17 protein-coding genes are annotated in these 13,870 nt (G+C 71.5%); 12 read left to right on the top strand and 5 right to left on the bottom strand.

The annotated features are described in order from the left end of the window. Window positions 1–90 precede the first annotated feature (90 nt). Window positions 91–873 carry an IclR family transcriptional regulator gene (locus OG520_RS05805; protein ID WP_406012419.1) on the bottom strand — a complete coding sequence of 261 codons (783 nt, stop codon included), beginning with the start codon at window positions 871–873 and terminating at the stop codon, window positions 91–93. A gap of 198 nt (window positions 874–1,071) precedes the next feature. Between OG520_RS05805 and OG520_RS05800 the strand changes: the two genes are divergently transcribed. The 10 genes from OG520_RS05800 (at window position 1,072) to OG520_RS05755 (ending at window position 9,058) form a co-directional block, all read left to right on the top strand. Next, on the top strand, window positions 1,072–1,182 hold the full coding sequence (locus tag OG520_RS05800; protein ID WP_383967782.1) for a putative leader peptide: 111 nt from the start codon (window positions 1,072–1,074) through the stop codon (window positions 1,180–1,182). Window positions 1,183–1,323: 141 nt separating this feature from the next. Continuing rightward, the gene (locus tag OG520_RS05795; RefSeq protein WP_406012418.1) at window positions 1,324–2,343 is read left to right on the top strand and encodes an ABC transporter substrate-binding protein; all 1,020 of its coding nucleotides are present in this window, start codon (window positions 1,324–1,326) and stop codon (window positions 2,341–2,343) included. A gap of 21 nt (window positions 2,344–2,364) precedes the next feature. Further along, window positions 2,365–3,381 carry an NrtA/SsuA/CpmA family ABC transporter substrate-binding protein gene (locus tag OG520_RS05790; RefSeq protein WP_406012417.1) on the top strand — a complete coding sequence of 339 codons (1,017 nt, stop codon included), beginning with the start codon at window positions 2,365–2,367 and terminating at the stop codon, window positions 3,379–3,381. Next, window positions 3,378–4,208: an ABC transporter permease gene (locus OG520_RS05785; RefSeq protein WP_406012416.1), complete on the top strand. Its 831-nt coding sequence runs from the start codon at window positions 3,378–3,380 to the stop codon at window positions 4,206–4,208. The genes OG520_RS05790 and OG520_RS05785 overlap by 4 nt, the downstream gene beginning before the upstream one ends. Then, window positions 4,205–4,960 (top strand): ABC transporter ATP-binding protein, encoded by a 756-nt coding sequence (locus OG520_RS05780; RefSeq protein ID WP_399329698.1) that lies wholly within the window; start codon window positions 4,205–4,207, stop codon window positions 4,958–4,960. The genes OG520_RS05785 and OG520_RS05780 overlap by 4 nt, the downstream gene beginning before the upstream one ends. Continuing rightward, complete coding sequence (locus OG520_RS05775) at window positions 4,961–5,848, top strand: ABC transporter substrate-binding protein (protein ID WP_406012415.1); 888 nt, start codon at window positions 4,961–4,963, stop codon at window positions 5,846–5,848. A 4-nt stretch (window positions 5,849–5,852) separates the two neighbouring features. Then, complete coding sequence (locus OG520_RS05770) at window positions 5,853–6,926, top strand: LLM class flavin-dependent oxidoreductase (RefSeq protein ID WP_406012414.1); 1,074 nt, start codon at window positions 5,853–5,855, stop codon at window positions 6,924–6,926. A 257-nt stretch (window positions 6,927–7,183) separates the two neighbouring features. Then, window positions 7,184–7,984: a VOC family protein gene (locus OG520_RS05765; RefSeq protein ID WP_406012413.1), complete on the top strand. Its 801-nt coding sequence runs from the start codon at window positions 7,184–7,186 to the stop codon at window positions 7,982–7,984. 73 nt (window positions 7,985–8,057) lie between these two features. Beyond that, window positions 8,058–8,306, top strand: coding sequence for a WhiB family transcriptional regulator (locus OG520_RS05760; RefSeq protein ID WP_266429650.1), 249 nt, complete (start codon window positions 8,058–8,060; stop codon window positions 8,304–8,306). Window positions 8,307–8,557: 251 nt separating this feature from the next. Then, window positions 8,558–9,058 carry a tetratricopeptide repeat protein gene (locus OG520_RS05755; protein WP_406012412.1) on the top strand — a complete coding sequence of 167 codons (501 nt, stop codon included), beginning with the start codon at window positions 8,558–8,560 and terminating at the stop codon, window positions 9,056–9,058. Between the two features lie 90 nt (window positions 9,059–9,148). On the opposite strand, the gene OG520_RS05750 is transcribed toward OG520_RS05755, so the two are convergent. The 3 genes from OG520_RS05750 to OG520_RS05740 form a co-directional block, all read right to left on the bottom strand. After that, on the bottom strand, window positions 9,149–10,123 hold the full coding sequence (locus tag OG520_RS05750; RefSeq protein ID WP_399329693.1) for an acyl-ACP desaturase: 975 nt from the start codon (window positions 10,121–10,123) through the stop codon (window positions 9,149–9,151). A 273-nt stretch (window positions 10,124–10,396) separates the two neighbouring features. Then, the gene (locus OG520_RS05745; protein WP_266429658.1) at window positions 10,397–10,588 is read right to left on the bottom strand and encodes a hypothetical protein; all 192 of its coding nucleotides are present in this window, start codon (window positions 10,586–10,588) and stop codon (window positions 10,397–10,399) included. A 9-nt stretch (window positions 10,589–10,597) separates the two neighbouring features. Then, a complete protein-coding gene (locus OG520_RS05740; RefSeq protein ID WP_399329692.1) occupies window positions 10,598–11,449 on the bottom strand; it encodes a helix-turn-helix transcriptional regulator in 852 nt (283 codons plus the stop codon). A gap of 237 nt (window positions 11,450–11,686) precedes the next feature. Between OG520_RS05740 and OG520_RS05735 the strand changes: the two genes are divergently transcribed. Next, complete coding sequence (locus OG520_RS05735) at window positions 11,687–12,091, top strand: ATP-binding protein (protein WP_266429663.1); 405 nt, start codon at window positions 11,687–11,689, stop codon at window positions 12,089–12,091. 71 nt (window positions 12,092–12,162) lie between these two features. Here OG520_RS05735 and OG520_RS05730 read toward each other — a convergent pair whose 3' ends face one another. Next, window positions 12,163–12,579: an SsgA family sporulation/cell division regulator gene (locus OG520_RS05730; RefSeq protein ID WP_399329691.1), complete on the bottom strand. Its 417-nt coding sequence runs from the start codon at window positions 12,577–12,579 to the stop codon at window positions 12,163–12,165. Between the two features lie 184 nt (window positions 12,580–12,763). Between OG520_RS05730 and OG520_RS05725 the strand changes: the two genes are divergently transcribed. Continuing rightward, on the top strand, window positions 12,764–13,864 hold the full coding sequence (locus tag OG520_RS05725; protein WP_406012411.1) for a WD40/YVTN/BNR-like repeat-containing protein: 1,101 nt from the start codon (window positions 12,764–12,766) through the stop codon (window positions 13,862–13,864). Window positions 13,865–13,870 lie beyond the last annotated feature (6 nt).

Here is a 13,870-nt window from a genome sequence, read left to right as displayed (position 1 = left end):
CCCTCTGTCCGCGCAGCCCGGCTGCCGTCCTGCCCGGCACCTGCCCGGACGATCCCTATCGTGCCACGCGGCACCGACAGCCCCGGCTGCTCAGGGCGCGGGCGGCCGGCGCTCAGCCGGGGAGAGCATGAGGACCTCCAGGGCCCGTGCGCAGGAGCGGGCCTGTGCCAGGAACCAGTCGGTGCGCGCGTCCGTGATCACGGTCGGTGTGGCCCGGACCGCCAGGGCGAAGCGGGCATGACCGGCGCCGTCCAGGACCGGGACCGCCAGGGTCCGCACCCCGTGGGCCGACTCGCCGTCGTTGAGCGCGTAGGCGTCGGACCGTACCTTCGCCAACTCGGCCTCCAGGGCCGCCGGTTCGACGATCGTACGGTCGGTGAACGCGGGCAGCGGAGACAGCGAGGAGGGCCCGCCCTCGCCCGGCCGGGCCCAGGCCAGCAGGACCTTGCCGAGCGCGGTGGAGTGCAGCGGTCTGCGCAGCCCCACCTTCGGCGCGACCGAACCGCCCGCGACGATCACCGCATGGGGGCCGCTGCGCAGCGCCAGGTCGGCGGTGGCGCCGGTGCGCTCGGCGAGATCGGTCAGCTCGGGAGCGGCCAGATGCAGACCGCGCCGGTGGTACGAGAGCCTGCCCAGCTCGGTCACGGCCGGGCCCAGCCGGTAGCGGGACGTACGGGCGTCCTGTTCCAGGAAGCCCGCGCCGAGCAGGGTGCGGGCCAGGCGGTGCGCCGTGGAGACGGAGAGCCCGAGGCGGCGGGCGAGGTCGGAGGCGCTGACATCGGGGCCGTTGTCGTGGAAACAGTGCAGGACGTCCAGGGCGCGCTGTACCGCCTGCGCGCCGCCGGGGGCACGCACTGCCGCGGCCTCGGTCATATCGGTTCACTCTCCGCTCGTGAGGGGATGGCGGGGGCATGTGATTGCCACATTACGGGAGTTGAGGACCCGGAAGACCGGGTGATGAAACACTGTGTTCACACCGAATCCCACATCATGGGAAGCGAGTTGTGGGGCGGCCTCGGCGCGTGGCAGTCTGCAGCACGTCATCATCGACGAGCAGAAGGGAGCAGCGCCATGGCCGGTCGCCGAACCGTGACCCCCGCCCACGCCGCTCCGGTCCTGCTCGCCCTGACGCTGCGCCGTCACATCGACCTGGCGCGGGTCTCCAGCGCCGCCTGTCGCTGACACCCTCCCTTCCTTCGCGTTCTCCTCATCTCCCTCAGCCGCGTTCCGGCGCGGCCGGGGCCTTCGGCCGTACCCGGTGTCCGCATCCCGGCGTACGCGCCACGACACCCTTCGCTTCGCCGACCCCTCGGGAAGACCCCCATGACGCATGCCGTCCTGCCCCGGACGCTCTGGTTCACCCGCTGTCCCGTCCCCACCGCGACCGGCATCGCCGCCGACCGCCGGTGGCTCACCGAAGAGTTCGCTCCCGACGGCATCACAGTGCGGTCCCTCCAGGACGCCGCGCCCGGCGCCGACCGGGCCGCCCACTTCACCCACGCCCTGCCGGGCCTGTTCCGCGAAGGCGGCAACGTGCCCGCCCTGTGGGCCCGTTCACGCGGGGAGCGGACCCGGCTGATCGGTCTCACCTGGATCGAGGAACGGCAGGCCGTACTCGTCGGTCCCGGCTCCGGAATCCGGGGCGTCGAGGCCCTGCGCGGGCTGCGGCTCGCCGTTCCCGTGCACGACATCGCCATCGACTTCTGGCGGGCCATGGCCCTGCGCGGCTTCGAGGGCGCGCTCGCCGCCGCCGGACTCGCACCGGACGACGCCACGTTCGTCGACGTGCCGGCCGCCGGACACCCGGGTCAGTGGGCCGCCGAACTGGCGGCGCTGCGGCGCGGTGACGTCGACGCCGTGTACGTGAAGGGCGCGCTGGCCGTCGAGGCCGCCCGGCGGGAGGGCGCCGAGGTCGGCGTGGAACTCGACGAACTGGCCGACCGCCGGTTCCGGATCAACAACGGCACCCCGCGCCCCATCACCGTCCACCAGCAGCTCCTCGACGACCACCCCGGCCTCGTCGACCGCTTCCTCGCCGTCCTGCTCAGGGCCGCCGACTGGGCCACCGGACAGCCCGCCGAGGTCGCCCGGATCCTCGGCGCCGAGACCGGCGCGGGCGCCGACGGAGTTGCCGGGGCCTACCGGCCGGGCACCCATCTCGCCCTCCACCCCGATCTCTCCCCGGAACGCCTGGCCCTGCTCGCCGAGCAGGAGGCCGGGCTGCGCGCCCACGGCTTCCTGACCGAACCCGTCGACATCACGGCCTGGGCCGACCCCGAGCCGCTGCGCCGCGCCACCGTACTGGCCGCCTCCCGCGCCTCCCACCGTGTTCCCGCCCCCTGAGCTGTGAGGACCCCCGACACCATGAATCTGCCCCGACCACTGCGCACGGCCGTCGCCCCCGCGCTCCTCACGACCACCGCACTCCTCGTCCTCACCGCCTGCGGCTCCTCCGAGGCCGCCGGCGGTGAGTCCGGCGCCAAGGGCACGGTGGACATCCGCATCCCCGACCCCGGCAACTCCGGTGTGCTCGCCCTCGGCAAGAAGGACGGCAGCCTCGACAGGGCGCTCGCCGAGGCCGGCGCCAAGGTGCGCTGGACCGGCAGCGCGGGGCCCTTCGCCCCGGCCGCCCAGGCGATGAACGCCGACCAGCTCGACATCGCGACCGGCTCCATCACCTCCGGCATCACCTCGCTCGCCCAGCGCCCCGGCTTCAAGTTCTTCACCGCGGTCGACCCGGACGCGGCCGGCGAGGGCATCCTCGTCAGGAACGGTTCCGGCATCGCGTCGGTCAAGGACCTGGTCGGCAGGAAGGTCGCCGTCAACCAGGGCGGCACCGGCGAGTACCTGCTGCTGAAGGCTCTCGCCAAGGCAGGCATCCCGGCCGACAAGGTTGATCGGGTCTATCTGCGACCCGACCAGACGGCCGCCGTCTTCAACGCGGGCAAGGTCGACGCCTGGGCCGTCTGGGCGACCTACGCCGTGGCCGAGATCGGCAGCGGCAAGGCGCACTTCGTCGCCGACGGCGCCGCGATCGGCTCCGGCAACTACAGCCTCAACGCCGTGCGCACCGGCTTCGCCGAGCAGCACCCCGGGGTCGTCAAGGCGCTCTACGAGTACCTCCACGACGCCAGTGCCAAGGAGAAGCAGGACCCGGCCGCGTACCTCAACGTCTTCACGGACGTCGGACCGACCGCCGTCACCGGCAGGGCGAAGGAGGTCCAGACCGAATTCACCCGCAAGGGCGGCACGGTCGACCCCATCGGACCCGAGGACATCAAGCGCTTCGAGGACGTCGCCGGCTTCTACGCCGAGCAGAAGGTCACCACGGACAAGGTCGACATCGCCGCCCACCTCCTCGACATCGAGAAGCTGAAATGAGCGGCACCGGCCTGCACCCGGGCCTCGTCCGGCCCCGCCCCCAACGGCGCAGGGCCCGCAGCCGGACCTATTCCGCGACCGTCCGGGCCCTCGGCCCCCTCGCCCTCCTCGTCCTGTGGTGGGCGGCCTCCGCCACCGGGCTCCTCACCCCCGACGTCCTCGCCTCGCCCGCCGAAGTGCTGCGTGCGATAGGTGAGTTGTGGGGCAACGGGCAGCTGCCCGACGCGCTCACCACCTCCCTGACCCGCTCCGGACTCGGCCTCCTCATCGGGCTCGCCGCCGGGCTGGCCCTCGGCATCACCACCGGATTCACCCGACTCGGCGACGAACTCCTCGACTCCTCCATCCAGACCCTGCGCACCATCCCGTTCCTCTCCCTGGTACCCCTGTTCATGGTCTGGTTCGGGATCAACGAGACCGCGAAGATCCTCCTCATCGCCGTCGCCACCACCTTCCCGATGTACGTGTCGACATCGAGCGGGGTGCGCAACACCGACCCCAAACTCATCGAGGCCATGCGCAGCTTCGGCATGGGACGGTTCGCCCTCGTGCGCGAGGTCGTCCTCCCCGGCGCCCTGCCGTCGCTGCTCGCCGGGCTGCGGCTCTCCATGACCCTCAGCGTCATCGCCCTGATCGCCGCCGAGGAGATCAACGCCACGGCCGGCATCGGCTATCTGATGTCCCAGGCGCAGAGCTACGCCCGCACCGACATCCTCGCCGTCTGCATCCTCGTCTACGGACTGCTCGGACTCACCGCCGACATCGTCGTACGGCTGCTGGAACGCCTGCTGATGCCCTGGCGCACCCCACAGGGAGCCACCCGATGACCGACCGGACCCCCCAGGCAGCGGTACGGGTACGCGGACTGCGTCGCGTGTTCGGCGACCGCGCCGTCCTCGACGGACTCCGACTCGACATCGCGCGGGGCGAGTTCGTCGCCCTGCTCGGCGCGAGCGGAAGCGGCAAGACGACCCTGCTGCGCATCCTGGGCGCACTCGACGGAGCCGACGGGGGAGAGGTCCTCGTCCCCGAGGCCCGCACCGTCGTCTTCCAGGAACCCCGCCTCGTACCGTCGAAGAAGGTCCTCGCCAATGTGACGGTGGCCCTGCCGCGCGGACGCTCCGGGCACGGGCTGCGGGCCCTGGCCGAAGTCGGCCTCGAACGGCACGCCGATGCCTGGCCCGCCACCCTCTCCGGCGGCGAGGCGCAGCGCGTCGCCCTCGCCCGCGCCCTGGTCCGCGAACCTGAACTGCTCCTGCTCGACGAGCCGTTCGCCGCACTCGACGCCCTGACCCGGCTCAGGATGCAGGACCTGGTGGGAGAGCTGTGCCGCAAGCACCGGCCCGCCGTCCTCCTCGTCACCCACGACGTGGACGAAGCCGTACGGCTCGCCGACCGGGTCGCCGTCCTGCGCGACGGCCGGCTGATCACCGACGAACCGGTCACCGTCGACCGGCCGCGCGACCCCGGCGACCCCGCCTTCGGAGCCCTGCGCCGCAGGCTCCTCGACGACCTCGGGGTCGAGACGACCCCGCACCCTGCAAAGTCCCCCGAACGTACCGAAGTCGGAGTGATCTGAATGACCATCACCATCGGTGTGCACAGCAGCAACCCGTCCCTCTACCACCTGTACCACCTCTCCCGGCTCGGCCTCGCCCAGCAGGAGCTGGCCCCGCTCGGCGAGAGCGTCGTCTTCCACCCGTACACCAACGGCGTCCGCACCGGCGAACTCCTCAGCCGGGGCGTCATCGACTTCGGCGGCACCGGCTCCACCCCGCCGGTCACCGCCCAGGCCGCCGGCCACGACATCGTCTACACCGCCGTGTCGGCCCCGCGCCCCGACCACGGCGCGCTCCTCGTCCCCGAGGACAGCCCCGTGCGCACGGTCGCCGACCTCAAGGGGACCACCGTCCACCTTGCGATCGGCTCCTGGCAGACCCACCTGATCGCCAAGGCGCTCGACGACGCCGGGCTCTCCTACGCCGACGACATCACCGCCGTCCGCAGCGACGACACCAGCGAGGAACTGCTGCGCACCGGCGCCATCGCCGCCTGGGTGGCCCAGGGCGCCCAGCTCGCCGCGGCCCGCCGCACCGGCGGTCTGCGCACCCTGGTCCGCACCGGCGACATCATCACCGACCGCTCCGTCTTCTTCGCCCGCCGCGACCTCGCCGAGAGCCGCCCCGAGGTGATCGAGGCGCTCACCCGCGCCCTCCGGCGCGCCGACGACTGGGCGGCGGCCAACCCCCGCCGGGCGGCCGAGATCGCCGCCGCCGACCTCGGCGGATCCGCCGACGACTGGGAGACCGCGCTGCGCACCCTGCCCTGGAAGATCGAGCCCGTCACCGACGCCTTCATCGCCGAACAGCAGGAGGCGGCCGACATCTTCCACCGCACCGGCTTCATCGACCGCCCGGTCACCGTCGCCCACGCCCTGGCCGGTGCCGGCACGGACAAGGCGGCGTGACGACATGGCGGCCGAAGTCCTCTGGTACATCATCCCGCGCGAAGGCGCCTACCCCTGGGAGCCCGAAGGACGGCGCCCGGTCGACCTCGGCTACCTCGCCCAGCTCGCGGGCACGGTCGAACGCCTCGGCTACAGCGGTGCGTTGCTCGCCACCGACCTGTACGACGTCTGGCCGCTCGGCAGCGCGCTGGCGGCCTCCACCAGCACCCGGTTCAAGCCCCTGCTGGCCGTCCACCCCGGCCTGATCCCGCCCACCCTGCTCGCCAAGATGGCCCTCAGCTTCGACCACCTCTTCGGCGGCCGGCTCCGCTTCAACGTCGTCAACGGCTCGACGAAGTCGCTCCAGGAGTACGGACTCCACGTGGAGCACGACGAGCGGTACGAGCTGAGCGCCGAGTACTGGTCGATCGTGAAGCGGCTCACCGCCGGTGAGGTCTTCGACCACAAGGGCCGCTTCTACGACCTGAAGAACGCGGGCGCGTCCTTCAGGGAGCTGAAACCGGTCCAGGAATCGCACATCCCTCTCTGGTTCGGCGGCTCGTCGGACCCCGGGATCGAGATGGCGGCCGAGCACGTCGACGTCTTCCTGACCTGGGGTGAGCCCCCGCACCTGCTCAAGGAGAAGCTGGACCGGGTCAGGGCGCGGGCCGCCGCGTACGGCCGTACGCTCAGGATCGGGCTCCGTCTCCACCTCATCGTCCGCGACACGGAGGACGAGGCCTGGGCGGCGGCCGACCGGCTCCTCGACGTGACGAGCGACGCGACGTACGCCCGGCAGCTCGGCGACCGGGCGGAGGAGGACGGCGTGGGCTGGCAGCGCCAGTTCCGCCAGCACGGCGGCAAGGTCCCCGCGCACGCCCGGGAGCTGGCGGCGCACCCCAACATGTGGCCGGGCATGAGCCTGTTCCGCCCGGGGCCCGGCACTGCGGTCGTCGGCTCGACCGCCCAGGTCGTCGAGCGCCTCGGGGAGTTCCAGGACCTGGGCGTCGACACCTTCATTCTCTCCGGCAACCCGCTGCTGGAGGAGGCCTACCGGGTGGCGGAGACGGTGCTTCCGGCGCTGGGGATCACCCGCTGAGCCGACCGGGGAGCGGGAGCGGGGGGTCTGCGCGGCATGGGCCGTTCCGGTGGTCGTGGGAGATCATCCACGAGAGCGATACCGGTACGCGATGCAACGGCGAGAATTCGCCATTCGCAGGCCGGCTCCGTACGGCGTAGGGCAACGCGGCCCGTGCCACGGGTGCGGGCTGCGGTCGCCGGTGCCCGGTGCGAGACTCGGAACGTCGGGAAGGACTCCCGCAGCCCGGAGCACGGGCATCGTCGAAGGAGCCGGCCATGCTCACCACGCGTCATGTCGACGGAGCACCCAACTGGACCGATCTGGGTACACCCGATCTCGACCGGGCCGTCGAGTTCTACACCGGCCTCTTCGGCTGGGAGTACGTGGCCGGGGGCCCGGAGACCGGCGGCTACGGCATGTTCACGCTGGACGGGAAGACGGTCGCGGGCGCGATGACGGTCACCGAGGAGCAGGCGGAGCCGTCCTGGTCGGTCTATTTCCGGTCGGCGGACGCCGACGCCACGGCGCGGGCGGTCGAGCAGGCCGGCGGTACCGTGCCGTTCGCCCCGATGGATGTCCTGGATCTCGGCAGGATGGCCGGATTCAAGGACCGGGCGGGGGCCTTCTTCGGCGTCTGGCAGCCGAAGGAGAACCCGGGCCTCGGCGCCATGGGCGTCCCGCGCAGTCTGTGCTGGGCCGAGCTGTACACCCCGGACGTCCCCGCGGCCGCCGCGTTCTACGACGCGGTCTTCGGCTGGGAGACCGCCCATGCACCGTTCCCCGGCGGCGGGGGGTCGTACACGGTGATCCGGACCGGGGGCGGCGGTGCGGAGGCGGACTTCGGCGGCTTCGTGCCGCTCAACGCGGTGGCGACCCGAGCGGTGGCCGGACCGCACTGGCTGCCGTACTTCGAGGTCGACGACTGCGACGCGGCAGTGGCGGACGTGGAACGGCTGGGCGGCAAACTGACCCTGGAACCGATGGAGATGGAAGGCGTGGGAAAGTTCGCCGATGTCGCCGATCCGGCCGGGGCCGAGTTCGCCCTGATCAAGAGTGCGCAGGTGCCGCAGAGCTGACCGGAAGTCATCGGCGCGCCGCATTGATGAGGCGTTGATCAGTCGTTTATCGCGACCGGGCACTGTGGACCGCATGCTGATCAACACCGCGGCCGACCCCGCATTCGCCTGGCAGGAGACAGCGCTGTGCGCCCAGGCGGGGCCCGAGTTCTTCTTTCCCGCCCCCGGCAGCTCCACCCGTGAGGCCAAGCAGCTCTGCAACGCCTGCGAGGGGCGCGAGGCCTGCCTGGAGTACGCCCTCGCCAACGACGAGCGCTTCGGCGTATGGGGCGGACTCTCCGAGAAGGAGCGGGAACGGCTGCGCAGAACCGGCCGCGCATAGGGTCGCCCGTTCGGATCCGGACCGATCCGAACGAAAGGCTCAGTGACGACTGGTCGCACGACGCGCTCGCACGCTGCTTCAGGCGCGCGCGGAGCGGTGGACGGGCCGCACCGGCGATGGCACGGTGTACGGCACCGAGGGGCCCCTCTTCATCTCGCCGCCCCGTGCCCCCAAGCCACGCGCGGCAGCCGGCCGCGACATGACGCGGGGGCCGTATCCGGTCACGCTCGACGGCCTGGGACGATGTCCTTATGAATGATGACGACCGGGACAACATGCTCGCGGCGGCCGTGCGGCTGCGCACCGAAGGCCACCAGGAGGAGGCCCGGCAGCGACTGCTGTCCCTCTCCGCCGACTTCCCCGCGGACGCGGAGGTCGCCTATCAGACGGCCTGGGCGCACGATGTGCTCGGTCTGGAGGCCGAGGCGGTGCCGTTCTACGAACGCTGCCTGGCCGGGACCGGGCTGTCCCAGGAGGACCGCAGGGGTGCGCTGCTCGGCCTGGGGAGCACCTACCGGGTGCTCGGGCAGTACGAGAAGGCCGTCGAGGTCCTGCGCGGCGGTGCCGAGCAGTTCCCCGACGACGGGGCGCTGCGGACGTTCCTCGCCATGGCCCTCTTCAACACCGGTGAGCACCACGAAGCCATGCGGTTGCTGCTGGAACTGCTCGCGGCCGGCAGCACGGACCCGTATGTGCGCCGGTACCGGGCAGCGATCGAGCACTATGCGCGGGACCTGCACGAAACGGTGTGAGGCCGGTGCGGGCCGTCGGCCGACGTCCGCCGGACAGGGGCACGCGGCGGTGCCCGTCCGGCGGACGGCAGCCGACGGCCTTCGGGACCGTCAGGCGCCGGCGCGCGCGGCCATGCGCGCCTTGCGGGCCGCCAGCTTCTCGTCGAACTTCGACGCCTCGCTGTCCAGGCCGCCCATGTACAGGCCCAGTTCCTCCTGCGCCTTCAGACCGTCGGGGCCCAGGCCGTCGATGGAGAGGATCTTCAGGTAGCGCAGCACGGGCTGGATCACGTCGTCGTGGTGGATGCGCATGTTGTAGATCTCGCCGATCGCCATCTGCGCGGCGGCCCGCTCGAAGCCCGGCATGCCGTGTCCGGGCATCCGGAAGTTGACGACGACGTCGCGCACGGCCTGCATCGTCAGGTCCGGGGCGAGCTCGAAGGCCGCACCGAGGAGGTTGCGGTAGAAGACCATGTGCAGGTTCTCGTCGGTCGAGATCCGCGCCAGCATGCGGTCGCAGACCGGGTCGCCCGACTGGTGGCCGGTGTTGCGGTGCGAGACGCGGGTGGCCAGCTCCTGGAACGCGACGTACGCCACCGAGTGCAGCATCGAGTGGCGGTTGTCCGACTCGAAGCCCTCCGCCATGTGCGCCATGCGGAACTGCTCCAGCTTGTCCGGGTCGACCGCCCGTGAGGTGAGCAGGTAGTCACGCATCACGATGCCGTGCCGGCCCTCCTCGGCCGTCCAGCGGTGTACCCAGGTGCCCCAGGCGCCGTCGCGGCCGAAGAGGGAGGCGATCTCGTGGTGGTAGCTGGGGAGGTTGTCCTCGGTCAGCAGATTCACCACCAGCGCGATCTTGCCGATGTCGGTGACCTTGGACTGGTCGGCCTGCCAGGCCTCACCGTCCTCGAAGACGCCGGGGAAGTTCCGCCCGTCGGAGAATGGCACGTACTCGTGGGGCATCCAGTCCTTGGCGACCTTGAGATGGCGGTTGAGCTCCTTCTCCACCACCTCTTCCAGGGCGTACAGCAGCTGGGCGTCGGTCCACGCCTTCGGGCTGCCGAGGTGGGGAGCGGTGATCGTCACGGGGAACTCCTGGGGACGGGAGAATTACCTACGGATACGTAGGTTACGAGACCGTAGGTTAAAGCGGCGGTAAGCCCACCGCCAAGCCCGGCCTCTCGATGCCCGGTTACGTAACGTTATGTACGCAGGTCCCGAGGTGGACGCGGGTCGGTGAGAGGCGCCGACGGATCGCCGGAACCGGGACCGGCCGGCCCCCGGCCGTCAGGCGCTCTGAGCTGTCGGCGTACTCGGAGCACATGCTTGCGGGGGCACGGGCGCGGTCGGGCCGCGCGGTCAGAGCAGGTGGTCCGCCGCGCCGGACTTCACCGCGGAGATCAGCGCCCGAAGCGCCTCCACGGAGTCGCTGACGTAGGTGGTGGCGTCCGTGGTGGAGCCGATGTACGCCCTGCCCTGGTCGTCGAGTCCGAAGCGGAAGCAGTTGGCGCCCTCGCTGCAGAAGGCTTCGTCCCAGCAGATGTCGGTCATGGTCACTCCTCAGAGGTCCTGGGCTATGGATCGGATGAAGTCGCGCGATTCCCCGACGGGCAGCGCGAGTGTGCGCAGACGCTCCAACAGGCCGCGGTAGCGGCGCAGTTGCATGTCGGAGTCCAGCAGCATCGAACCGTGCGAGGAATCGAGTTGTACGGTGTCGAGCTGCGGCACCGCGGCGCCCGCATAGGTGAACGACTGTCCGGCGCCCGGGAAACCGCCGGCCGCGAACGGAATCACCCGGACGGTGATCCGGTCCCGCTCGGACTGCTCGACGATGTGGTCCAGTTGGGCCCTCGCCACCTTCGGGCCGCCGAACTGCATGCGCAGCGCCGCCTCGTGGACCACCGACTCGTACATCGGCGGAAGATCTCGTTCCAGCACCTCCTGACGGCGCAGCCGCAGTGACAGCCGGGCGCTCAGATCGGGTCCGGGCAGTTGGGGATCGGCGGTGTCGAAGACCGCCCGCGCATGCTGCTCGGTCTGCAGCAGGCCGGGGATGTGTGTGGTGGTGGAGGTGATCAACTCCACTGCGTGGTATTCGAGTTCGGCGATGTCGAGCAGTCCCGGCAGCAGCATTCCGCGATGCTCCTCCCACCAGCCCCTGGCGCGCTCCTGGGCCATCGCGGCGAGCAGGTCGACCAGTCCGGTGTCCGGGCACCCGTAGTTGAAGGCGAGGGTGCGGACCCGCTCGGCGCTGATGCCGAACCGTCCCGATTCGATGTTCGGGATGCGGGTGCGGTCGACACCGAGCAGCGCGGCGGCCTGCTGCACCGGCATGCCCGACTGCTCGCGCAGTTTGCGTAGTTCGTGCCCGAGTCGCTGCTGGCGGGCGGTCGGGGTGCTTCTGGGCGGCAAGGCGTGGTTCCTTCCAGAGAGGGGGAACGAAATGACCGGAACCGCACAAGTAGTAGCACCGTGCTCCACGGTGCGCTACGGTCGGTAGCGAAAGTCTCACACGGGGCGACCGCGCCTATGTGTGATCGTCACCACAATTACCGAAATGTGAGCATCTTGATGAAAGGCGCACTGCGTTGTCTTCCGGCCATGGCATCTGCCGGACCCCGCCCGCCATCCGCCGGGCCCCACCCGCCGGTGGCCGACAACCTGAGTTATTCGTTCGCACTGCCCGGCGGCGCCTTCTGTGCCGGTCTCGCACGCGGTGCCGTGGGTGACCTCCTCACCCGGCACGGTCTCGCGGAGCTCCGTGAGACAGCCGTACTCGCCGCCTCCGAACTGGTCGCGACCGCCTACCGGTTCACCCCGGACCGGGAGATGCTGCTGCGGGTGCACTGGCAGTTCGACGCACTCCGCATCACGCTCTACGACCAGCATCCCTCCCACGGCTCGGCCGCGAAGTCGGAGGAATGCCGGGAGCGCCGCAGCGACAGCATGTGGCTGCTGGCCGCCGCGGTCGACGCGCACGGCGGGGACTGGGGGCTGGCGCCCGCACTGACTCAGTCCGGCGGCTGCAAGGCCTGGGCCTTACTGCACAGGTGAACCCCGCACCGCCCGCTCGCCCCGAAACCTCCTGCCGCCCCTCCGACGGCGCCGGCCCGTCGGCCGCGAGGTCAGCAGGGGCCGCCGAGCAGCTCGGTCAGACCGCGGTCGAGATCCAGGAACCGGTGCTCGTCGCCGACCGGCACCATTTCCTGCGCCCGCTCCAGGAAGTGGCGCAACTCCGCCGTGCGGACGTGCACCATCGCGATTCCCTCGGCGGCATGGAACTCCAGGACCGTACGGTCGTAGCCGAACGGCCTGACGCGTACGTCCCCCGCACCGGCCGCCCCGTCCATCCCCGCCGCCAGCAGCTCGCGGGAGAACTCCCAGGCGACCTCGGTGCCCTCCAGGGTCGCAGGGGCGGGAAACGCCATGCGAACGGCGAACGGATCCTTCGGGTCGTACTGCAAAGTGGCGGGAAGGGTCTCCATCCGCGGCGCGGATGCGACCATGCGGGCCTGCACGGACTGCTGGATGACGGTGAACAAGACCTGCTCCCTTTCTCGGCCAGATGAACGGTTCCCGGCACTGATACAGACGACGGAAGGCCCTCATCCGTGCACCGGAGGGTGGCGTGAGCTGTATCACCGCATGCCGCCGCACCCCTCGCGCGGCCGCTTTCCGGCGGCGCACCCTGGACTGGGCACCACGCGTGGGCTAGCTTCCAGCGCCATGAGGGTCAAGGGGAAGACGAGACGACTGATGTCATGGGGGCTCTGTGCGGCGGCCCTGACCGCGGCACTGGCCGCACCGGCAGCCGCGGCCGCACCGTGGGACCGGCACCGGCCCGGCGAACAGCCGGCCTGGACGCTCACCGACACCGGAACCGACGCCCGCTTCCGCGGACTTGCCGCCGTCAGCCGTCGCACCGCCTGGGTCGCGGGCTCGGGGGGCACGGTGCTGCGCACGTCCGACGGCGGCCGGCACTGGCGCGACGTGTCACCGCCCGGTGCGGCCGGGGAGGCGCTGGAGTTCCGCGACATCGAGGCCTTCGACGCCCGGCGCGCGGTGGCACTGGCCATCGGCGAGGGCGAGGCCTCCCGGGTGTTCCGCACGGAAGACGGGGGAGCGACCTGGACGGAGTCGTTCCGCAACACCGACGCGCGCGCCTTCTACGACTGCCTCACCTTCTTCGACAGCCGGCACGGGCTGGCGATGAGCGATCCCGTGGACGGGAAGTACCGCATCCTGTCCACCGCGGACGGCGGCCGTAGCTGGCGGGTGCTGCCCACCGAGGGCATGCCGCAGGCACAGACCGGTGAGGCCGCATTCGCGGCCGGCGGCCAGTGCCTGGTCTCGTCGGGCCCCCGGGACGTCTGGCTGGCGACCGGCGGCGCCGCCACCGCACGGGTGCTGCACTCCGCCGACCGGGGGCTGACCTGGACCGCGGCCGGATCGACGATCCCGGCCGGCGACCCGGCCCGCGGTGTTTTCGGCCTGGCCTTCCGGGACCGCCACCACGGCATCGCGGTCGGCGGCGACTACCGGGCCGGAGAGCCGTCGCCGGACGCCGCGGCCGTGACCGGCGACGGCGGCCGCACCTGGCGGCAGGCCGCCGCCCCGCCGACCGCCTACCGCTCGGGTGTGGCCTGGCTGCCGCACAGCAGGTCCGGCGCGCTGGCGGTCGGCCCGACCGGCACCGACCTCACGACGGACGGCGGCCGTACCTGGCGCACGGTCGACACCGGGTCGTACGACACCGTCGACTGCGCACCGGACGGCGGCTGCTGGGCCGCGGGCGAGAAGGGGCGAGTGGCGCACGCGGGGCGCTGAGCCTGT

Origin of the sequence: Streptomyces sp. NBC_00984 (assembly GCF_045162475.1) — a bacterium.
In the GTDB taxonomy this organism is placed as follows: domain Bacteria; phylum Actinomycetota; class Actinomycetes; order Streptomycetales; family Streptomycetaceae; genus Streptomyces.
The sequence above is the reverse complement of the archived record's forward strand: the minus strand, read 5'-3'. Positions and strand labels throughout refer to the sequence as shown.

Bases quoted from the DNA above. Each gene is read 5' to 3' on its own strand.
- OG520_RS05805 (WP_406012419.1), bottom strand. From the start codon at position 873: ATGACCGAGGCCGCGGCAGTGCGTGCCCCCGGCGGCGCGCAGGCGGTA.
- OG520_RS05800 (WP_383967782.1), top strand. From the start codon at position 1,072: ATGGCCGGTCGCCGAACCGTGACCCCCGCCCACGCCGCTCCGGTCCTG.
- OG520_RS05795 (WP_406012418.1), top strand. From the start codon at position 1,324: ATGACGCATGCCGTCCTGCCCCGGACGCTCTGGTTCACCCGCTGTCCC.
- OG520_RS05790 (WP_406012417.1), top strand. From the start codon at position 2,365: ATGAATCTGCCCCGACCACTGCGCACGGCCGTCGCCCCCGCGCTCCTC.
- OG520_RS05785 (WP_406012416.1), top strand. From the start codon at position 3,378: ATGAGCGGCACCGGCCTGCACCCGGGCCTCGTCCGGCCCCGCCCCCAA.
- OG520_RS05780 (WP_399329698.1), top strand. From the start codon at position 4,205: ATGACCGACCGGACCCCCCAGGCAGCGGTACGGGTACGCGGACTGCGT.
- OG520_RS05775 (WP_406012415.1), top strand. From the start codon at position 4,961: ATGACCATCACCATCGGTGTGCACAGCAGCAACCCGTCCCTCTACCAC.
- OG520_RS05770 (WP_406012414.1), top strand. From the start codon at position 5,853: ATGGCGGCCGAAGTCCTCTGGTACATCATCCCGCGCGAAGGCGCCTAC.
- OG520_RS05765 (WP_406012413.1), top strand. From the start codon at position 7,184: ATGCTCACCACGCGTCATGTCGACGGAGCACCCAACTGGACCGATCTG.
- OG520_RS05760 (WP_266429650.1), top strand. From the start codon at position 8,058: ATGCTGATCAACACCGCGGCCGACCCCGCATTCGCCTGGCAGGAGACA.
- OG520_RS05755 (WP_406012412.1), top strand. From the start codon at position 8,558: ATGAATGATGACGACCGGGACAACATGCTCGCGGCGGCCGTGCGGCTG.
- OG520_RS05745 (WP_266429658.1), bottom strand. From the start codon at position 10,588: ATGACCGACATCTGCTGGGACGAAGCCTTCTGCAGCGAGGGCGCCAAC.
- OG520_RS05725 (WP_406012411.1), top strand. From the start codon at position 12,764: ATGAGGGTCAAGGGGAAGACGAGACGACTGATGTCATGGGGGCTCTGT.